Source organism: Mycobacterium sp. 852014-50255_SCH5639931, from assembly GCF_001665605.1.
In the GTDB taxonomy this organism is placed as follows: Bacteria; Actinomycetota; Actinomycetes; order Mycobacteriales; family Mycobacteriaceae; genus Mycobacterium; species Mycobacterium paraffinicum.
This window is the reverse complement of the sequence record NZ_LZSV01000001.1, coordinates 19093-37576: the sequence shown is the minus strand read 5'-3', so window position 1 is coordinate 37576 and position 18484 is coordinate 19093. Positions and strand designations below refer to the sequence as shown.

Below are 18484 nucleotides of genomic sequence, written 5' to 3'. Positions count from 1 at the left end.
GAATAAGCCGTCACCACGTGTGGAGTAGGCCGACGGCAAGTGGTGGAGTTCCGCTTCAACGTCTAGCGGTCGAGTCGGCGCTCGACCATGCTTGATCGATGGCGACTGTCAAACAAGCGGGGCCGTGGGGCCGGTGGTGGACGGGTGTGCTGGTGGGTGGTGGATTGGCGTTGTCCGCGTTAGGGCTGGCGGGCGGCCTCGCTCAGGCCGCGCCGACCTCGCATTGGTGCCCGGGCAATCCGTGGGACCCGAGCTGGGGCAAGGTCTACAACTGGGACTGGAATCACTGCCACGACTGGCAAGGTCCGGCGGGACAGAGTTACCCGGCGGGTGCCGGACCCTGGGGGCCGCCGCCCGCGTGGGCGCCTCCGCCGCCACCCCAGCCGGCATGGGCGCCGGGGGCTCAGCTGATGTGGAATCCAACGGGCGCGGGCAATTGGGGGTTCTGGAACAACGGAATCTGGACCCCGGCCTGAGGGAACGCGCTGTAGTTCGCCTTTGAGGCGGCCATCTTGTCGGCGGGGTTCCTTAATATGCCCTCGTCGCACCAGCTTGCACTGCCACGGCTGCCAGGAGGGCTCCATGAAGTTCGTTTCCACCCGCATCATCACCGCCGACGTTAAGCGGCTTGTCGATTTCTACGAGACGGTCACCGAGGCCCCCGCGGTATGGGGCAACGAGCTTTTCGCCGAAATTCCGACGCCGGTTGGCACGCTGGCCATCGGCAGCGACAAGACCGTGCCGCTGTTTGCGGCCGGATCGGCCGAGCCGGCCGCCAACCGCAGTGCGATCGTGGAGTTCATGGTCGACGACGTCGACGCGGAATATGAGCGGCTGCATGAGCGCGTCGGGGAGGTCGTGACAACGCCGACCACGATGCCGTGGGGTAATCGCGCGTTGCTGCTGCGGGATCCCGATGGGAATCTGGTCAACCTGTTCACTCCGGTGACGGACGAGGCCCGCGCCAAGTTCGGAATGTAACTGTCGCACAAGGGGTTTGGCGGGACACGTACCGAGAGAGCTGCAAGGGGCACGGCGTAGCCGCCGGTGGCAATGAAGACTGAACGTTTGAGTAGCCTAGGCAGGTGTCAGCCGGCTTACCACGCGCGCATTCTGCTCAGCTCCTCTGCGGCGTCCTGGCCGGGCCGCTCTTCGTCACTGCTTTCACCGTGATTGGAGCCGCGCGTCGCGGCTACGATTGGCGGCGCTACCCGGTCAGTTCGCTTGCGGTCGGTCGTCAAGGTTGGTACCAGCGCATCAATTTCATCCTTGCTGGAGTTCTATATTCATGTGCGGCTGCGGGTCTCGCACACTGCGATCGGCGGCGCATCGGACCCCGTCCCGTTCCGGCGCTCGTCGCAGGAGCGGGCATTGGGCTGATTGGGTCGGGCGTCTTCGTCACCGATTACGTTGGTGACCTTCTCGGCGAGCGTCCCGACGTGAAGAACCGGGGTGCCGCTCCGGCCCGGCCCACTCGTGCGGGGCAAATCCACGACCTCTGCGGGATCCCGGTCTTTGCGGGCATACCCGTCGCTGGCCTGGCCAGCGCGGCTACCGCGGTGCGCAGCGGCGATTACCGGTGGGCGTGCTACTCGGCAGGATCGAGCACGGTGATGGCGGGCAGCCTGCTGCTCTTGGGCGCCGCGATCAGGGGCCGATCCCGCCTCGACGGCAAAAGCGGGCTGTTCCAGCGCATCTCGATCGCAACCGGGCTCGGATGGCTGAGCTCCTTATCGCTTCGCGGCCTCTGTCAATGACGAACCCTCGCCGGACGCCACCCGATACGGCGGCGGGCCACTGGACTGGCACGCTGCTGTCTGTGAAATCGCGGGTTACCCAGTACGAATTGGTTGATGACCCGCGCGGACGCGTCGGCGCCTCAGGGCGCGCGGGCACTTGTACTCGGCCGTCGCGGCGTAAACTCTCGTCGTGGTCGCTGAGGACTGCCCTGACACGCCTGAGGAGCCCGAACGCCCGGCCGAGACGCTCGACGAGCGCGAGAAGGGGATCGTGGATCGCGAGGCCGAAGTCGGGAGGCGCGAGTGGATGGCCGGCAGACGAGATCGTCTTGCCGACCAGCGGGATCAAATCGCCGACGAGCGCGAGCGAGTAGCGGACGAACGGGAGCGCCGCGCGGACGAACGCGAGGGCACGTCCGAACAGCGTGAGCGCGACCGGCTCCGGCGCGTGGACGAACAAACGAGGCGCAGGAATGACACGGCCCGGCGAGAGCAGGCCGACATCGACCGTGAAATTGCGGACACCAAACGCGGGCCCGACTACCCCGACTGACCTGCCGCACCGTTTGCTGACAGCGGTATCTACAGCGGGGCCGGGTTTGCTGAAATGCGGCGAAGGCCATTGTGCGGTTTGCGAATGACGTGCGCCACAAATTTTGGCGATTAATAACCGCTATTGCTAGCGTCCCCGGCCATGGTAGTACTTGCAACATTGATGTCATTGATCAATCAGGTATCCGGAACGCCCTATATTGCGGGTGGGGATTCTCCCTCCGGGACGGATTGCTCAGGACTCGTTTCCTGGGTTGCCAACGCGGCATCCGACAGGCCCGTCTTCGGAAACCGGTTCAACACCGGGAACGAAGAAGCGGCTTTGTTGGCGCGCGGCTTTCAATACGGAACCGCCCCCAACGCCCTCGTGATCGGGTGGAACGGCGGCCACACAGCCGCGACCCTGCCGGACGGGACCCCGGTGTCCAGCGGTGAGCACGGCGGAGTGCACATCGGTGGCGCTGGCGCCTACCAGGCCGGGTTCACGCACCACATGTTCCTGCCCGTGCCGCCGGAGGGCGAAGGTGCCCTTCCCCCGCCGCCCGACGCGCCGCCGCCACCGCCGGAGGCTTCGCCCGTCCTGGTCGACGCTACGGCTCCCGCGCCGCCCGCGCCCCCGGCCCCGCCGGCGCCCGAAATGCCGCCGGCCGGCGACCCGGGAATTGCGAATCCTTAACGAAATCAATTCGCGAAAGTCTCGATCTTTCGCGGCACTATTTGACGCATATAGGACACGCGAGCAGAACAGGAGCTAGTGCGAAGTGAAATAGCTCGGTCTGCGCTCGGTTTGTGAGGCAGGCCACTTGCGCGGAGAGTAAGCGGTCCGTGATTCGCACAGAATCAATGCGAGAGTGCGCCCCGGGTGTTTAATCGAAACGCCCGGGGCGCACTTTGCTGGAGGCTGGCCCGCCTGCGGGCGGATATGCTGGCGCTGCTCGCCGCGGTCGGGCGAGGCGCAGTATCCAGGAGCGAGCAAGGCGGGGACCGCAATGATCTTCATCGTCGTGAAGTTCGAGACGAAGCCCGAATGGACGGATCGCTGGCCAGAACTCGTCGCATCCTTCACGGCCGCCACTCGTGCCGAGGAAGGCAACCTTTGGTTCGAGTGGTCGCGCAGCCTGGACAACCCGGCGGAGTACGTCTTGGTGGAGGCCTTCCGTGACGGTGAGGCGGGCGGTGTCCACGTCAACAGCGACCACTTCCAGCGGGCGATGCAAGAACTCCCGCAGGCACTGACGTCCACCCCGAAAATCATCAACCAGACCATCGAGGCGATGGGATGGTCCGAACTGGGTGAGATGTCGGTCGACTAGCCGGCTCCGCTTACCGCGACGGCGATTTCGTCGCCCAGCTGATAGCCCGGCGCCAGCGGAAGCGTGTCGCCGCTCCAGAACTTGCCCGGGTCAAACCAATTGGTGTCCTTGTCCGTGTTCAGCAATCCCATTTCCTCGTAGGTGATCGCCACGGTCTCCGCGCAATAGGCCGTGGCGAGGCTCATCTTGCGCTCTTCCCGACGGCGCCGGGTCTGCTCGCGAACTTTGGTGTCCACCACGGGGATTCCACGCACCCAGTCATTGATGGTCGGGAGCCGGCCGCGGAACCAGCGACCGGTCAGCCGCGCGGTGGTGGGAAACGCGGTGCCGTCCATCCGGGCGATCACCCGCAGGAGCTTGTTCTCCTGCTCGCGGGTGGGGTGGGGTGTCAGCTGACGTAGCCAACACCGCTGGTCGTAACGCTGCGTCCACTGCAAGACCGCCTGGTGCAGGTCATTGAGCTGCACGCCGCGGTGGTTGGTTCCGGTCCACAAGTCTTCGAGCTTGTCGCCCAGTTCGGCATGCCAGATCAATGGCGGCAGGTCGTCGATGGCCACCGTCATGCCGACGTGATTCACCGGCGCGTTCGTCAACGTCTGAATCGCGCGGTCGGGCCGGGAACGGCCGCGAAACAGCCAGAGATCGCCCGTGCGAGTTTCGTTCAGCGCTTGATCGAGGGTGAGCATTATGAGGAGAGTACTTCGCGTCTGTCGTGTACCCGTCCAGCCCTTGGGCTTCGGAGCTGCAAGAGCACACAAGTTAATCGCAGCGCGAATACCCTGGGGTCATGCGCAATGTGTGGAAATGGCTTGGGCTGGCCGGCGTCGCCGGTGTCGTCGCTGGAGGCGCGCTGGTGGTTCGCGACCAACGCAAACGACGCGCCTACACGGCCGACGAGGTCCGGTCCCGCCTGCACCAGCGGCTGGCCGAATACGACGGCGAGGGCTTTCAGTCCGAATCGGGATCGGCCGGGGCCTCGACGGCGAACAAGCGATAGTCGCCCGAAAATCCCTTCAGCTCGACGTCACGGCCCTCGTCGAAGCGGATGTCGTCACAGTCGGAAAGGGCATCTCGCACCGGCTGACTCACCAAGATCTGGCCACCGACGGCCTGCGCTGCCACCCGTGCCGCCATCGCCACGTTGCGGCCGAACAGATCTTCGCCGCGCCGCACCGAGCGGCCCATGTGGATGCCGATCCGAACGCGAATTTCCTCGTGCCGCTTGCGCTTTGCGTCCCTGCGTAGCGCGCGCTGCAGGTCGATGCCGCACCGCACCGCTTGGTCGGCGCGGGCGAAGGCGACCATGAAACCATCGCCCTGGCTCTTCACCACGTGACCGGACCGCCGCTGCACGAGGTCGGACACCAGCTTGTCGTGTGCTGCAATGAGCTTCACGAAGGCCCGGTCACCGATGCGCTCGTTGAGCGCGGTGGATTCCTCGATGTCGGAGAACAGGATGACCACCCGGCCGTCCGGCGTGACGCGCGCCAGGTCGGGACGCTCCACCTCCGCCCAGTCGGCAAGGTCTTCGATGGAACTGCGTATGGCGCCACCGAAACCTTCTTTGCGCACCAGGTTTGCGGTTTGCCACACGGTCTTGACGGCCTCGCGCCCGCCCGACAGCAACCAATTGCGGGTGTCGGCGCGGTGCCGCAACTCGTCGATTTCCTGACGGCTGCGGACCAGTAGCCGCGCCAGCACGGCGAGCGCGATGGCCTCGATCGCGGCTACGCCGGCCAGGACGTAGACCGTGATATGCAGCGCGTCACCCACGCAAGCATCCTGCCAAAGGTCGCCATGGCTTGAGGTTGTCGGGTCTGTGTGCGGTGTCTAGTGTTAGGTCCGACCGCCGCGGGTAGTGAGTCTGGAAGAGCCGATGACTTTCGGAGGTGCGGGCTTGGCTGACGGCGGGGACAACTCTTCGAACAAGCTGGTGATTTTCGGCATCACCGGGGACCTGGCGCGCAAGATGACGTACCGGGCCTTGTACCGGCTCGAGGCGCGCGGCATGTTGGACATCCCGATCGTCGGCGTGGCCAGCGACGACATCCCCCTCGAGAAGCTGGTCGAGCGCGCCCGCGACGCCATCAAGGCGTCGGGTGAGAAGTTCGACGACGCGGTGTTCGACCGGCTCGCGGGCCGGCTGTCCTATCTGCACGGCGACGTCACCGACGACAAGCTCTACGGCCAGCTCGCCGAGAAGATCGGCAAGGACTGCCGGCCCCTGTACTACCTGGAAATGCCGCCGTCCCTGTTCGCGCCGATCGTGGAGAACCTCGCCAAGGCCGACCTGTTGGAGTGCGCACGCGTCGCGGTGGAGAAGCCGTTCGGCCACGACCTGGCCTCCGCGCGCGACCTGAACGCCCGGTTGCGTGCGGTGCTCGACGAGGACCAGATCCTGCGGGTGGATCACTTCCTGGGCAAGCAACCCGTCGAAGAGCTGCAATACCTGCGCTTCGCCAACAACGGCCTGGCCAAGCTCTGGGACCGGGACAGCATTTCCGAAATTCACATCACCATGGCCGAGGATTTCGGCATCGAGGACCGCGGCAAGTTCTACGACGCGGTCGGCGCCCTGCGCGACGTCGTGCAGAATCATCTGCTCCAAGTGCTCGCGCTGGTCGCGATGGAGCCCCCGGTCGGTCCCAGCGCCGACGACCTGAACGACAAGAAGGCCGAGGTGTTCCGCGCGATGCCGGCGCTGGATCCCGAGCGTTGCGTCCGTGGCCAGTACCGCGGCTACACCGACGTGGACGGGGTGGCCAAGGATTCCCAAACCGAGACCTATATCGCGCTGCGGACCGAGGTCGACAACTGGCGCTGGGCGGGCGTGCCGATCTTCTTGCGCGCAGGAAAAGCGTTGCCGGAGAAGGTCACCGAGGTGCGGATGTTCCTCCACCACGTTCCCGGATTTTCGTTCCTGCCCAACCGTCGGCCGCCCGCGCCCAACCAGATCGTGCTGCGCATCGATCCCGATCCGGGGATGCGGCTGCAGTTGTCCGCCCAAGTCGGCGACGAATGGCACGACGTACACATGGACTCGTCGTTCGCCGAGGATCTCGGGGAAGCCGTGCGTCCCTACGAACGGCTCCTTTACGCCGCGCTCACCGGGGACCGCCAGTTGTTCGCCCGGGAAGACGCGATCGAGGAGACATGGCGGATCGTGCAGCCCGTGCTGGACAAGCCGGGCCGGATCCATCACTACGACCAGGGCTCCTGGGGACCCGAGGCCGCGCAGTCGCTGCTGCACGGTCACCGCAGCTGGCACGAGCCGTGGCTGCCAAAGCAGACGTCACAGTAAGGAGAACAGGAAGAGATGCAGCTCGGGATGATCGGCCTCGGCCGGATGGGCGCGAACATCGTCCGCCGCGTCGCCAAGGACGGACACGAATGCGTGGTCTACGACCACAACCCCGACGCGGTCAAGGCGATGGCGGGGGAGGAGCGGACCACCGGGACGTCGTCCCTGCAGGAGCTCGCAGAAAAGCTAAACGCTCCGCGGGTCGTCTGGGTGATGGTGCCGGCTGGAACCATCACGACGGGCGTCATCGAGGAGCTTGCCGAGACACTGGACTCCGGCGACATCGTCATCGACGGCGGCAACTCGTACTACCGCGACGACATCAGACACGCAAAGACGCTGTCGGAGAAGGGCATTCACCTACTCGACTGCGGCACCAGCGGCGGCGTGTGGGGCCGGGAACGCGGCTACTGCCTGATGATCGGCGGCGACGACGAAGCTTTCCTGCACGCCGAACCGATCTTCGCCAGCGTCGCGCCCGGCGTCGACGCGGCGCCGCGCACTCCCGGCCGCGACGGCGAGGTCGCGCGGTCGGAAAAGGGTTACCTGCACTGCGGGCCGTCCGGCGCCGGGCACTTCGTCAAGATGGTGCACAACGGCATCGAGTACGGGATGATGGCCTCGCTCGCCGAGGGGCTGAACATCCTGCGCGGTGCCGACATCGGCAAGCAGGTGCAAGAGGGCGACGCCGAAACGGCGCCGCTGTCGAATCCGGAGTTCTACCAATACGACTTCGACATCCCCGAGGTCGCCGAGGTTTGGCGCCGCGGCAGCGTCATCGGCTCCTGGCTGTTGGACCTGACCGCGATCGCGCTGCACGATTCGCCCGATCTGACGGAGTTCTCCGGGCGGGTCTCCGACTCCGGGGAGGGCCGGTGGACCGCGATCGCGGCGATCGACGAGGGCGTCCCTTCGCCGGTGCTGACGACCGCGCTGCAGTCCCGCTTCGCCTCGCGCTCACTCGATGACTTCGCCAACAAGGCGCTGTCGGCGATGCGCAAGCAGTTCGGCGGGCACGCCGAGAAGCCGGCTAACTAGCGGCGATCGCAAGCGCGGCGTAGCCGGGGGACGGGTCGCCGCCATCGGGACGAGCGGGTCGCCGCCAATCAGTGCCGCTTGACGAACTTCACCACGGCGTCGCTGAACGCGTCGTTGTCGTCGCCGGCCGCGGTGTGCCCGGCGTTGGACAGCTCGACGAACTCCGCGCGGGGCACGCTGGCCAGGAAATGCCGGACGCCTTCGGGGCTTACCACGTCGGACAGCTTTCCGCGGATCAGCAGGACAGGAATCGAGAGGCTCTTCGCGGCCTGCTCGAACTTCTCGGTGCGCAACTCGGGATCGTCGCCGGGCTTGGTCATGAACGCCGGGTCCCAGTGCCAGTACCAGCGGCCGTTGTCACGCAGGCGCAGGTTCTTCTTCAGGCCCTCGGGGCTGCGCGGCTTGTCCCGGTACGGGAGATAGTCGGCAACGGCGTCGGCGGCCTCCTCCAGCGAGTCGAAACCGTCGAGGCCGCTGATCATGAAATCGCGAATACGGGCGCTGCCGCCCTTCTCGAATCGGGGCACCACGTCGACGAGGACCAGCCGGGTCACCACCGCGGGCCCCGCCCGGTGGGCGGCGAGGATGCCGGTCAGCCCGCCCATGCTCGCACCGATGATCATCACCGGCCGGCCGATCGCCTCGATCACCTTCAAGACATCGGCGGTCAGGGTCTCGACGTCGTAGTCGGCATTGGGTGCGCGATCGCTGTCACCGTGTCCGCGGCTGTCGAGCGCGACGACGTGCAAGCCCTGGTCGGCAAGCGTTTGGCCGGTGTTTTTCCAGGAATGCCGGTTTTGGCCGCCACCGTGCAGCATGAGGACGCTCGGCCGTCCCGCGCCGTCGGTCCCGCCATTCCATTCGTCAGCGACCAGGGTGATGCCGCCGACGCCGGAAAACTCGACCGTCTGGGGGATGCTGCTGACGGTGCTCATGCGACCTGACGTTACATAGGGGGCTTAAGCACCGTCTCGCGGGTCGACGACGCGATGAGTTTTCACCCTGGCCGCGGTCTATCCAGTGACAACACCAACCAGCCCATGAGGAGGCCGCGGCCAATGCCATCGATCACCCCGTCGCTGTGGTTCGACCACGATCTGGAGGAGGCGGCCAGGTTCTACACCTCGATTTTCCCGAACTCGCACATCGAGGGCCTCAACCGAACCACGGAGGCCGGGCCGGGCGAGCCGGGTACCGTCCTGTCCGGCAGCTTCGTGCTGGACGGCACCCGGTTCATCGGCATCAACGGTGGCCCGCACTTCCACTTCACCGAAGCGGTGTCCTTCACCATCCACTGCAAGGACCAGGACGAGGTCGACTACTACTGGGAGCGGTTGACCGACGGCGGCGAGGAATCGCAGTGCGGTTGGTGTAAGGACCGCTTCGGCCTGAGCTGGCAGATCGTCCCGGACCGGCTCTACGAGCTGATCAGCGACCCCGACCGGGTACGCGCGGCGGCAGCCACCCAAGCGCTGTATGGCATGCGAAAGATCATCATCGCCGACCTGGATCGGGCCGCCGCGCGGGTGTAACGAAACTCCCTGTCGCAGCACCGCTTTGGCCGCTTAGGGCATGTGGTCGGTGCGTCTTCGGCCCGCACGCGTTAGGTTGGTCCGTGCGGACGCGCCGAGCAGGGAGTCGATATGGGTGAACCAGGCTGGATCGACGTGCCCAGCCCTGCGGGGGACCTGAAGGCACTCACCTGGGGACCACGCGGTGGCCCCATCGCCTTGTGCCTGCACGGCTTCCCCGACACCCCCTACGGGTTTCGCAAGATCGCTCCGCGGCTCGTCGAGTCCGGCTGGCGGGTGGTGGCGCCCTTCATGCGCGGATACGCGCCGTCGTCGATCCCGGCCGACGGCAGCTATCACGTCGGCGCGATGATGGACGATGCCTTGCGGGTGCGCTCGGCAGCGGGCGGCACCGACGGTGACGTGGTGATCGGCCACGACTGGGGTGCGATCGCCACCACCGGTCTGGCCGCCATGCCCGACAGCCCATTCACCAAGGCCGTGATCATGTCCGTGCCGCCGTCGTCGGCCTTCCGTCGCAAGGCTGGCGCGGCGGAGCGAGGGCGGCTGGCCGGCCATCTGGCGCGCCAACTGCTGCGCAGCTGGTACATCATGTATTTCCAATTGCCCTTGCTGCCAGAACATTCCGCGTCCTGGGTGCTGCCGCTGCTGTGGCGGCGGTGGTCACCGGGCTATCGCGCCGACGAGGATCTACGCCACGTCGACGCGGCGATCGGGACGCCGGAGAGCTGGCGTGCGGCACTGGGACCGTACCGCGCCACGATCCGCAACACGCGGCCGCCGGCGCAGTATGCCGAACTGAACGAGCTGTGGACCGAAGAGCCGGTGTGGCCGTGCCTGTACCTGCATGGCCGCGACGACGGCTGCATGACACCGGCTTTCGCCCGCTGGGCGGAGAAGGTGTTGCCGCCGGGCAGCGAGATGGCCATCGTGGATCACGCGGGGCACTTCCTGCAGCTCGAGCAGGCCGACAAGGTCGCCGACCTGATCCTCGGGTTCATCGGCTCGCCCGGCTGAATGGCCCCGCAGCGGTTGGCCGCTGTCGATGCGCAGTTCTACTGGATGTCGGCCAAGATTCCCAACGACGAGTTCTTGCTCTACGCGTTCGACGGCGAGCCCGCCGATTACGCCCATGTCATCGAGCAACTCCGCCGGCGGGCCAACCAGGACCCGGAGCTTGCGCTGCGAGTGCGGGATCGCGGACCGCTGGTCTACCCGCAGTGGGTTCCGGCGGCCGTCACGGCCGACCAGGTCGTCCGCCACGACCTCGATGACCACAGCTGGGCCGGCTGCCTGGCCGCCGTCGTCGCCCTTGCCGGTGACCAGCTGGACGTGTGCCGGATGCCCTGGCGGCTGCACGTCTTCAGCGCGGTGCTGGGCATCCCGGGCGTGACCGGGCCGGGGAGCGTGGCGGTGATGCAGGTCGCGCACGCGTTGGCCGACGGGGCCCGTGCATCCGCGATGGCGGGTTGGCTGTTCGGCCGGCCGGATCCCGTGCCCGGGGTGCGACGGCTACGGGCCGGGTTCTTGCCGTGGCGAGCCGCGCAGGCGGCTCGTGCCCATCGCCAGCTGGAGCGCGACACCCGCGCGGGGCTGCTGGCCCCTAGGGCCGGTCCCCGGCCCCTACTGCCGACGAATGCGCGCCCCGGCGCGTCCTGCTCGGTGCGCACGCTGGTGCGACACCGCTCGCAGCTGCGCGGCCCTACCGTCACAGTGGGAGCGCTGACCGCGATCTCCGCGGCGCTCTCCGAGTTGCTGGGCGGCGCCGCCGATACGCTGGGCGCCGAGGTTCCGATGGCTAAACCCGGTGTCGCGCATGCCTATAACCACTTCGGCAACGTCACCGTGGGTCTGTATCCAAAGCTGGGGTGGGACGCCCGCGCCGAACGGATCGCGGCGGAGCTGGCCGGCGGCCGGCGCCGCTTCGCGCATCCGGCTACGCGCTACGCCGACCGAGCTTTTGCGGCGGTGCCCGCAGTCCTATTGCGTTGGGGAGTAGCCCAATTCGATTTCGATGTTCGCCCCGAGCAGGTGTCCGGCAACACCGTGGTGTCCAGCGTTTACCGCGGGCCGGCCGACCTCAGCTTCGGCGGGGCCCGGGTGGTCCTGACAGCCGGCTACCCGGGGCTGTCGCCGGTGATGGGGCTGACGCACGGCGTGCACGGCATCGGGGACACCATCGCGGTCAGCGTGCACGCGGCCGAGTCGGCCGTTCCTGACATCGACGCTTATGTGCGGCTCCTCGACGCGGTGTTGTAGCTACTGCGCATCGCCGGATCGGGCCGCTTCCTCCCGCGTGAGACCGACGGCCAAGATCAGCTCCTCGTGCAGCTCGAACCACACCGTATGGTAGGAGTCGATGAGCGGCCTGGTCAGCCACGCGGTCTCGCCTGCCCGCACTTTGCCCAGGGCCGCAACCAATTTCGCCGGGTACGCGTTCAGCCTCGGCAGCTGCGCCGCGACCGACTCGATGATCGGCAGCACCCGCGCATGCACATTTTCGAGGCGGGCCAGCACCGCGGCGTCGTATTCCGCGTCATCGTGCGCGTTCGGGGTGCCGCCGGGGCCGCCCTTCAGCTGCCAATCCGTGACCAGGGATTTGAATTCGGTGTTGACGGGCCGAAAGTCGTCGTAGGCGGCGGCCAGCGCCGCCCGGTCCGCGCCGCTACGCTCCTCGTCGAGCAGCGCCGCGAGCCGCTCGCGCCCGGCGGGGGTGATCCGCACTGTCGCACCGTCGACCAGTAGGCCTGCCGTGGTCAGCCGTCCGACGATGGTCGTCACGTCGGCAATGTCCTCGTTCAGTGTCCCGGCAAGCTCGGCGGGACGCAGCCGGCCCTTCAGCCGAACCGCCTGCAACACTGCCAATTCGGTCATGACGTGGTCTCACCCGCGAGCCGCAGTGCGGTCAGCATGACGATAAGAGGGGTGGCCGAGACGACGTCGGTGTGTCCGCGTTTCATCGCCTCCGCCACCGCGTCCTCCGTGGTGTCGTCCAGCCGCAGGTGGCCGCCGGAGGTGTGGGCACGCAGCGGGCTGAGCCTTCGCGCGATGTCGGCCAGCTCCCGCAGTTCGGGTGTATCGCTCTCCGACCATGCGGACAGGCTCAGGTTGCCCTCGCGCACTTCGCCTTCGGCGCCGTCGACGGTGATCAGCTTGCCGGCCAGGGATGCGGCGACTCCGTGTCCGCACCCCACTACGGCCACGCGGCCGAGTTCGCGGCTGACCACTGCCGCGTGGCTGGCCGCCCCTCCGACCTCGGTGACGATGCCTTGCGCGGCAAGCATGCCGGAGACGTCTTCCGGCCGGGTGTGATCGCGCACCAGGATCACCGACTCGCCTCGCTCCGCGGCATCGAGCGCCTCGTCGACGTCGGTGTATGCCCTACCCGACGCGACGCCCGGGCATGCCGGCAATCCCTTGGCCAGAAGATTTGCCGCCAAACGTATTTCGGGCTGCAACGCCGGTAACAGTAGGGTCTGTACGTGTGCCGGGGTCACCCGTCGCAGCGTCTCGGCGTCGTCGATGAGCCCCTCGTGCCGCAGCTGTAACGCGAGGCGCACCGCTGCCTGCGCCGACCGCTCCGCGCCCCGCGTCTGCAGCAGCCAGAGTTTGCCGTGTTCGACGGTGAACTCGATCTCTTGAACGTCGGACCCGAGGCGCTCCAATTTGTGGGCGGTTTCCATCAACTCTTCGTAGACGGCCGGTTGCTCGTCGCGCAGGGCGGTGACCGGCTCGACGTCGACCGATCCGGATACCACGTCGTCCCCCTGTCCTCCGGGCAGCCATTCGCCGAACGGTGCGCGGTCGCCGGTGACGGGATTGCGCGAAACGAGAACGCCCGCACCCGAATCGGGGCCGTGGTTGCCGAACACCATCGCCTGCACGACGACCGCCGTGCCGCTCTGATCGTCGGCGCCGCCGGAATGGGCGCGGTAGGCGACCGCGCGGGGTGAGTTCCACGAGGCGAACACCGCCTCGATGCCGGCGCGTAGCTGCGCATAGGGGTCGGCGGGCGGCGATTCGTGGTCGTCCAACCCAACGATGCGCCGGTACATGCGGTCGAACCGCTGGCGCGTGTCGCGGGCGAACGCCGTGTCGGCCGCGGCCAGCGCTTGCTCGACATCATCGTTCATGCCGAGGTCCAAGATCGTGTCCATCATCCCCGGCATCGACTGGGTGGCCCCCGAGCGCACGCTGACCAGCAGGGGACGCGGACCCCGACCGAACGTGCGCGAAGTCTGCGCCTCCAGCCAGCTCACCCGTTCCAGCACGTCGTCCCAGATCGCGTCGATCGTTGCCCCGGGGTCGGCGAGGAAACGCAGCCCCACCTCGGTGGTGATGCAGAAGGCGGGCGGCACCGGCAGGCCGTGGCGGCGCATCATCTCGATGCCGTGGCCCTTGTTGCCCAGCAGCGCCCGCGGATGACTCGCTGTGCCGTCGAGTAACACCACGCAATGCCCGTCAGGCGAGGCCCTGGACGCGCTACAGGGAGCGCCGCTGCCTCGTGCGATACGAGCCGTGGTGCACCCCCTTCTGGTCAGCGGCTGATTGGCCAACGTCGGAACGTCCGCAATGTTCCCACACGCGCCACGGGAGTTAGCTGCTCGGCGGTCCTGTTATCCGGTCCGCCCGATGATCTAGGTTTGCAGGTATGACTCCCTACGACGTCGGGTTACTGATCTTGCGGCTGGTGTTGGGCGTGACGTTGGCTGCGCATGGCTATAACAAGTTCTTCGGCGGCGGCCGCATCCCGGGCACCGCGCGGTGGTTCGAAAGCATCGGCATGAAGCCGGGCAAGTTCCACGCCACCGTGGCCGCGACGACTGAGATGGCCGCCGGGCTCGGCTTGGCCGCCGGTCTGCTGACCCCAATCCCCGCCGCCGGCTTCGTGTCGTTGATGCTGGTCGCGGCCTGGACCGTGCATCGCGCCAACGGCTTCTTCATCGTCAAGGAGGGCTGGGAGTACAACCTGGTCCTGGCGGTCAGCGCCATCGCCGTGGCCACCCTGGGCGCCGGGAAGCTGAGCCTGGACTACGTGGTGTTCGGGCACAACTGGATGGACGGCTGGCGCGGCTTGTTGATCTCGGTGGTGCTCGGGATCGCCGGCGCGATCGGTCAGCTGGTGATCTTCTACCGGCCTCCCGTTAAGCAGACTGGTTAGCTGGGGTCGTCGTCCTACTCCGCCGTCTCTTCGCTCTGGCGACGGTAAGCGCGGCGCACACCACCAGCACGCCAGTGGACACGGCTTCGGCGATCAACACACGGGAGTTCAGCACTTCCCGGTCCGATACCAGAGATATGCCCAACTCGTGCTTGGCATCGCCGGCCAGTACCGCCGGATACACCAAACACAAGACAGCGCTGACGAATGCGACGACAGCGAATCCGCACGCGACGAGTCCGAGCACCCGCACTCGGCTCGCGCCAAGCAGCGCGCCGCCGGCGGCAATCGAGGCAATCAGCACGACCCAGCCCGGCGTGCTGTTGACCAGTCCGGTGAACAGACCACCATAGTGTTCGCCGTGCTCGCCGATGTAGATGCCCAGACCGTTCCAGCGAATGGGCAAGCCCAACGGGCTCAGATCGATCCACGGTAGAAGAGTCAATGCGGCTGACGCGATGGTCGCCACGACGGTCACTACTCCGATTGCCCTGGCGCGCACCCGGTTTCCTCTCGATCCGTTCGTCAGCCAAGGAGCTCGGCTAACGCAACACACATGTACCTGCCTGCCGGGTTTATGACGATTCCGCCGTGCCCCTGTTCGCGTGCCATGTCCACCACCCGCTCGATCGTTAGCGACAACGCCGCATCGGCGGGGCTAGAGGCCAAGACCTCTGGCGCGCGGCGGTGTGCTGGTCTGCCGGCCAGCACGACGTTACATCCAAACTCATGGTCTGCGGCTATCCGGCTTAAGCCGCTAAAGGCCGGTAGGAGTTTTGTGCCGGATTCGCTAACGCTGCAGGGCGGGCTCGCGGCCGACACCAAAGCCGCGCACAAGGGATTTGATCAGGCGACCGCGGCGGTCTCGGCCTCCCGCACTTCGGTCGCCGCGCGCTCACCGGAGCGGATCGCTCCGTCGATCCACCCGCACATCTCGGCCGAGCTTTCCGTCCCCGCCCAGTGGATGCGACCGCAGGGCTCGCGCAGGGTGTAACCGAACTCGGTCAGCACGCCGGTCGGGGCGTGGCTGATCATCCCGCCGCCGGAGTAGCGCTCGATGGTCCAGTTCTGCTCGTGGTATTCCTGCGGCGTTCTGGCCTTCTCGCCAAACCGGTCGACCAGCTCGCCGACGAGCGCCGCCCTGCGTTCGGCCTCGTTGAGCCTCGTCAGCCGACGCGCCGCGGGTCCTTCGGTGATGACGCACATGACGCCGGGGTCGCCGGTGTCCGTGCAGGCGTCGATCGTCAGGGTGGCCGGGGTTCCCGGTGCGGCCGATTGGCCGGACAGCCCGTCGGCGCGCCAGAACGGCTCGTCGTAGATGATCGACGTCTTGATGGCCGCGCCGCTCGGCATGCGCTGGTGCAGCATCGCCCGATCCACCGGCAGCAATGGCTCGTAGACGATCGACGCGGCGATCGCCAGCGGGATCGCCACGATGACCCGCCGGGCGCGCACCGTCAGGTCGGCGGCGCTCACCGTCACACCGTCGGCGTCCTGGGCGATTTGCCTGACTGGTTGCGAAAGGTGCACGGAATCAGCCAGTTCGGCCGTGATGGGACCGTAAATGGCGCCCATCCCCCCGACCGGCCGGGCATCCTGCGAGCCGCCCTGGCCCGAAATCGCGAACGTCAGTCCGCCTGCCGACGCCGTCTGCAACAACCCCCACAGCAACGACGTCTCTGACGCCGCCGAGGTGTAGAGGCCGGCAAAGGCCATGTCCAGCATTTCGCGGGCCTGCTTGGACATGGTGTTCTGCTCGATCCATTCGCCCACGCTGATGCGGTCCCATTCGTCGGCGTGTTTGGCGTCCCACGGCGCTTCGCGCGGAAGCGATTTCGCCATTTTCTCGATCGACAGCAAACCGACGCCGAGGTTGGCGACCGCCCATGGGCTCATCGTCCAGGGGATGGTGCCGCCATAGCGGTGCTTCCTGCCGTCGACGATCATCATGGCGTCGCCGTCGTTGTGCTGCTTGTACTCGGGGACACCGAACTCGTCCATCATCGCGTAGATCCGGTCCTGGCCCGGTCCGATCCACGCACCGCCGCGATCGATCCATGTCCCGTCGGGTCGGTACTCGGTGAAGGTCCGGCCGCCGACCCTGTCACGCGCCTCCAGCAAGGCCACCGAATGACCCGCCTGTTTCAACCGCAAGGCGGCCGTCAAACCCGCGAATCCTGCTCCGACCACGCAACAGTCGACCTCTGACATGGCTGGCTCCTCAACCTAGGCACCGCCCCAGCAGCAAACTACACCTCGGCCGGTACCGGTGGCGGTGGGTTAACGGACATTTCTGCACGCGTTGGTCATAGGGTGCGGATTGTGTTGATGCATACGGTTCGGGCGCGGCGCAGCTCCGACGACTTTCCCCGTCGCGAACACCTGGCCGCCAAGGTCGCCGAAGTCGCCGCCGACCCGGTTGCCGTCGAAGCGGAAACCGCGGAGATGGTGGCGAACCGGATCATCGACAACGCGGCGGTAAGTGCCGCCGCCGTGCTGCGTCGGCCGGTCACGGTGGCGCGGCAACAGGCGCTGGCCCATCCCGCGCGGCGCGGGGCCAGGGTTTTCGGCGTCGACGGGACCTATTCGGCTGAGTGGGTGGCCTGGGCGAACTGCGTCGCGGTGCGCGAACTCGACTTCCACGACACATATTTGGCCGCCGAGTACTCCCACCCGGGTGACAACATCCCCCCGCTGGTCGCGGTCGCCCAGCAGCTGGGCCTGCCGGGGTCCGACCTGATCCGCGGCCTGGCCACCGCCTACGAGATCCAAATCGATCTGGCCCGCGGAATCTGCCTGCACGAGTATAAGATTGACCATGTCGCGCATCTGGGGCCGTCCGTGGCGGCCGGCATCGGGACCATGCTGAGGTTGGACACCGAGACGATCTACCAGGCGGTCGGGCAGGCGCTGCACCTGACCACCAGCACCCGCCAATCCCGCAAGGGGCTGATCTCCAGTTGGAAGGCCTTCGCCCCGGCGCACGCTGGCAAGGTCGCCGTCGAGGCGGTCGATCGGGCGATGCGCGGCGAAAGATCTCCGGCGCCCATCTGGGAGGGCGAGGACGGGGTGATCGCCTGGCTGCTGGGCGGGCCCGAGCGCGAATACCGCGTGCCGCTGCCCGCTCCCGGCGAGCCGAAGCGCGCGATTCTGGACAGCTACACCAAGGAGCACTCGGCCGAATACCAGAGCCAGGCGCCGATCGACCTGGCCCGGCGGCTACGCGAGCGCATCGGCGACCTCGGTGAGATCGCGACCGTCGTGCTGCACACCAGCCACCACACCCACGTCGTCATCGGAACGGGCTCCGGGGATCCGCAGAAGTTCGACCCCGACGCGTCGCGGGAAACGCTCGACCACTCGCTGCCCTACATTTTCGCCGTTGCGCTGCAGGACGGCAGCTGGCACCACGAACGCTCCTACGCTCCCGAGCGGGCCCACCGGCCCGACACCGTCGAACTGTGGCACAAGATCTCGACGGTGGAGGATCCGGAGTGGACCCGCCGCTACCACTCGACGGATCCGGCCGAGAAGGCGTTTGGGGCGCGCGCCGAGGTCACGCTGAAGAGCGGGGAACTGATCGTCGACGAGCTGGCCGTCGCGGACGCGCATCCCTTGGGCGCCCGGCCCTTCCGGCGTCCACAGTACGTGCAGAAGTTCACCGAGCTCGCCGGCGACGTCGTGGAACCGGCTGAGCGGGAACGGTTTCTCTCCGCCGTGGATGCGCTCGCCGATCTGCGGGCGGGCCGCCTCGACGCACTCAACGTGATGGTTGACCCGCGGGCACTTGAGCGGGCGCCGGTGATTCCGCGGGGAATCTGGGGGCCCGACAACGACTCTGGCTAGGG

At 67.1% G+C, this 18484-nt stretch carries 21 protein-coding genes; 14 read left to right on the top strand and 7 right to left on the bottom strand.

The genetic code is table 11. The annotated features are described in order from the left end of the window. The first annotated feature begins 98 nt into the window (after positions 1 to 98). The 6 genes from A5758_RS24885 to A5758_RS00155 all read left to right on the top strand — a co-directional run bounded on the left by A5758_RS24885 (position 99) and on the right by A5758_RS00155 (position 3604). Positions 99 to 476: a hypothetical protein gene (locus tag A5758_RS24885; protein WP_197503658.1), complete on the top strand. Its 378-nt coding sequence runs from the start codon at positions 99 to 101 to the stop codon at positions 474 to 476. A gap of 106 nt (positions 477 to 582) precedes the next feature. Next, positions 583 to 981 (top strand): VOC family protein, encoded by a 399-nt coding sequence (locus A5758_RS00175; protein WP_067734977.1) that lies wholly within the window; start codon positions 583 to 585, stop codon positions 979 to 981. Between the two features lie 104 nt (positions 982 to 1085). Then, entirely contained in the window at positions 1086 to 1757 is a 672-nt protein-coding gene (locus tag A5758_RS24880) for a DUF998 domain-containing protein (RefSeq protein WP_082939517.1), read from the top strand. Positions 1758 to 1929: 172 nt separating this feature from the next. Next, a complete protein-coding gene (locus A5758_RS00165) occupies positions 1930 to 2292 on the top strand; it encodes a hypothetical protein (protein ID WP_067734973.1) in 363 nt (120 codons plus the stop codon). A 141-nt stretch (positions 2293 to 2433) separates the two neighbouring features. Beyond that, the gene (locus A5758_RS00160) at positions 2434 to 2967 is read left to right on the top strand and encodes a glycoside hydrolase (RefSeq protein ID WP_082939516.1); all 534 of its coding nucleotides are present in this window, start codon (positions 2434 to 2436) and stop codon (positions 2965 to 2967) included. A 313-nt stretch (positions 2968 to 3280) separates the two neighbouring features. Further along, a complete protein-coding gene (locus A5758_RS00155) occupies positions 3281 to 3604 on the top strand; it encodes a putative quinol monooxygenase (protein WP_067734968.1) in 324 nt (107 codons plus the stop codon). On the opposite strand, the gene A5758_RS00150 is transcribed toward A5758_RS00155, so the two are convergent. Continuing rightward, the gene (locus tag A5758_RS00150; protein WP_067734967.1) at positions 3601 to 4290 is read right to left on the bottom strand and encodes a guanylate cyclase; all 690 of its coding nucleotides are present in this window, start codon (positions 4288 to 4290) and stop codon (positions 3601 to 3603) included. The genes A5758_RS00155 and A5758_RS00150 overlap by 4 nt on opposite strands. 101 nt (positions 4291 to 4391) lie before the next feature. Here A5758_RS00150 and A5758_RS00145 point away from each other — a divergent pair, with 101 nt between their 5' ends. Next, entirely contained in the window at positions 4392 to 4601 is a 210-nt protein-coding gene (locus A5758_RS00145) for a hypothetical protein (RefSeq protein WP_067202745.1), read from the top strand. Here A5758_RS00145 and A5758_RS00140 read toward each other — a convergent pair. Beyond that, a complete protein-coding gene (locus A5758_RS00140) occupies positions 4553 to 5377 on the bottom strand; it encodes an adenylate/guanylate cyclase domain-containing protein (protein WP_067734966.1) in 825 nt (274 codons plus the stop codon). The two genes, A5758_RS00145 and A5758_RS00140, sit on opposite strands and share 49 nt — an antisense overlap. A 124-nt stretch (positions 5378 to 5501) precedes the next feature. On the opposite strand from A5758_RS00140, the gene A5758_RS00135 reads away from it, so the two are divergent. Together A5758_RS00135 and gnd are read left to right on the top strand one after the other, a co-directional pair. After that, complete coding sequence (locus A5758_RS00135) at positions 5502 to 6905, top strand: glucose-6-phosphate dehydrogenase (protein WP_067735055.1); 1404 nt, start codon at positions 5502 to 5504, stop codon at positions 6903 to 6905. 15 nt (positions 6906 to 6920) lie between these two features. Beyond that, positions 6921 to 7943: a phosphogluconate dehydrogenase (NAD(+)-dependent, decarboxylating) gene (gnd, locus tag A5758_RS00130; protein WP_067734965.1), complete on the top strand. Its 1023-nt coding sequence runs from the start codon at positions 6921 to 6923 to the stop codon at positions 7941 to 7943. Positions 7944 to 8011: 68 nt separating this feature from the next. Here gnd and A5758_RS00125 read toward each other — a convergent pair whose 3' ends face one another. Further along, entirely contained in the window at positions 8012 to 8878 is an 867-nt protein-coding gene (locus A5758_RS00125) for an alpha/beta fold hydrolase (protein WP_067202754.1), read from the bottom strand. A 123-nt stretch (positions 8879 to 9001) separates the two neighbouring features. Between A5758_RS00125 and A5758_RS00120 the strand changes: the two genes are divergently transcribed. The 3 genes from A5758_RS00120 to A5758_RS00110 all read left to right on the top strand — a co-directional run bounded on the left by A5758_RS00120 (position 9002) and on the right by A5758_RS00110 (position 11734). Continuing rightward, entirely contained in the window at positions 9002 to 9475 is a 474-nt protein-coding gene (locus A5758_RS00120; RefSeq protein ID WP_067734964.1) for a VOC family protein, read from the top strand. A gap of 111 nt (positions 9476 to 9586) precedes the next feature. After that, on the top strand, positions 9587 to 10492 hold the full coding sequence (locus A5758_RS00115) for an alpha/beta fold hydrolase (protein WP_067734962.1): 906 nt from the start codon (positions 9587 to 9589) through the stop codon (positions 10490 to 10492). Beyond that, positions 10493 to 11734: a WS/DGAT domain-containing protein gene (locus A5758_RS00110; RefSeq protein WP_067734960.1), complete on the top strand. Its 1242-nt coding sequence runs from the start codon at positions 10493 to 10495 to the stop codon at positions 11732 to 11734. On the opposite strand, the gene A5758_RS00105 is transcribed toward A5758_RS00110, so the two are convergent. Together A5758_RS00105 and A5758_RS00100 are read right to left on the bottom strand one after the other, a co-directional pair. Then, on the bottom strand, positions 11735 to 12349 hold the full coding sequence (locus A5758_RS00105) for a hypothetical protein (protein ID WP_067734959.1): 615 nt from the start codon (positions 12347 to 12349) through the stop codon (positions 11735 to 11737). After that, complete coding sequence (locus A5758_RS00100) at positions 12346 to 13986, bottom strand: pyruvate, phosphate dikinase (protein ID WP_231987191.1); 1641 nt, start codon at positions 13984 to 13986, stop codon at positions 12346 to 12348. The genes A5758_RS00105 and A5758_RS00100 overlap by 4 nt, the downstream gene beginning before the upstream one ends. Before the next feature lie 140 nt (positions 13987 to 14126). Between A5758_RS00100 and A5758_RS00095 the strand changes: the two genes are divergently transcribed. Further along, on the top strand, positions 14127 to 14636 hold the full coding sequence (locus A5758_RS00095) for a DoxX family protein (protein WP_067202775.1): 510 nt from the start codon (positions 14127 to 14129) through the stop codon (positions 14634 to 14636). Here the strand turns inward: A5758_RS00095 and A5758_RS00090 are convergent. Further along, positions 14620 to 15105, bottom strand: coding sequence for a hypothetical protein (locus tag A5758_RS00090; RefSeq protein ID WP_231987190.1), 486 nt, complete (start codon positions 15103 to 15105; stop codon positions 14620 to 14622). The genes A5758_RS00095 and A5758_RS00090 overlap by 17 nt on opposite strands. A gap of 377 nt (positions 15106 to 15482) precedes the next feature. Then, positions 15483 to 16847, bottom strand: a complete 1365-nt coding sequence (locus A5758_RS00085; protein WP_067734955.1) for a flavin monoamine oxidase family protein — start codon at positions 16845 to 16847, stop codon at positions 15483 to 15485. A 117-nt stretch (positions 16848 to 16964) separates the two neighbouring features. On the opposite strand from A5758_RS00085, the gene prpD reads away from it, so the two are divergent. Beyond that, a complete protein-coding gene (gene prpD / locus A5758_RS00080; RefSeq protein ID WP_082939520.1) occupies positions 16965 to 18482 on the top strand; it encodes a 2-methylcitrate dehydratase PrpD in 1518 nt (505 codons plus the stop codon). Positions 18483 to 18484 lie beyond the last annotated feature (2 nt).

Bases quoted from the DNA above. Each gene is read 5' to 3' on its own strand.
- A5758_RS24885 (WP_197503658.1), top strand. From the start codon at position 99: ATGGCGACTGTCAAACAAGCGGGGCCGTGGGGCCGGTGGTGGACGGGT.
- A5758_RS00175 (WP_067734977.1), top strand. From the start codon at position 583: ATGAAGTTCGTTTCCACCCGCATCATCACCGCCGACGTTAAGCGGCTT.
- A5758_RS00160 (WP_082939516.1), top strand. From the start codon at position 2,434: ATGGTAGTACTTGCAACATTGATGTCATTGATCAATCAGGTATCCGGA.
- A5758_RS00155 (WP_067734968.1), top strand. From the start codon at position 3,281: ATGATCTTCATCGTCGTGAAGTTCGAGACGAAGCCCGAATGGACGGAT.
- A5758_RS00150 (WP_067734967.1), bottom strand. From the start codon at position 4,290: ATGCTCACCCTCGATCAAGCGCTGAACGAAACTCGCACGGGCGATCTC.
- A5758_RS00145 (WP_067202745.1), top strand. From the start codon at position 4,392: ATGCGCAATGTGTGGAAATGGCTTGGGCTGGCCGGCGTCGCCGGTGTC.
- gnd (WP_067734965.1), top strand. From the start codon at position 6,921: ATGCAGCTCGGGATGATCGGCCTCGGCCGGATGGGCGCGAACATCGTC.
- A5758_RS00125 (WP_067202754.1), bottom strand. From the start codon at position 8,878: ATGAGCACCGTCAGCAGCATCCCCCAGACGGTCGAGTTTTCCGGCGTC.
- A5758_RS00120 (WP_067734964.1), top strand. From the start codon at position 9,002: ATGCCATCGATCACCCCGTCGCTGTGGTTCGACCACGATCTGGAGGAG.
- A5758_RS00115 (WP_067734962.1), top strand. From the start codon at position 9,587: ATGGGTGAACCAGGCTGGATCGACGTGCCCAGCCCTGCGGGGGACCTG.
- A5758_RS00110 (WP_067734960.1), top strand. From the start codon at position 10,493: ATGGCCCCGCAGCGGTTGGCCGCTGTCGATGCGCAGTTCTACTGGATG.
- A5758_RS00105 (WP_067734959.1), bottom strand. From the start codon at position 12,349: ATGACCGAATTGGCAGTGTTGCAGGCGGTTCGGCTGAAGGGCCGGCTG.
- A5758_RS00095 (WP_067202775.1), top strand. From the start codon at position 14,127: ATGACTCCCTACGACGTCGGGTTACTGATCTTGCGGCTGGTGTTGGGC.
- A5758_RS00085 (WP_067734955.1), bottom strand. From the start codon at position 16,847: ATGTCAGAGGTCGACTGTTGCGTGGTCGGAGCAGGATTCGCGGGTTTG.
- prpD (WP_082939520.1), top strand. From the start codon at position 16,965: ATGCATACGGTTCGGGCGCGGCGCAGCTCCGACGACTTTCCCCGTCGC.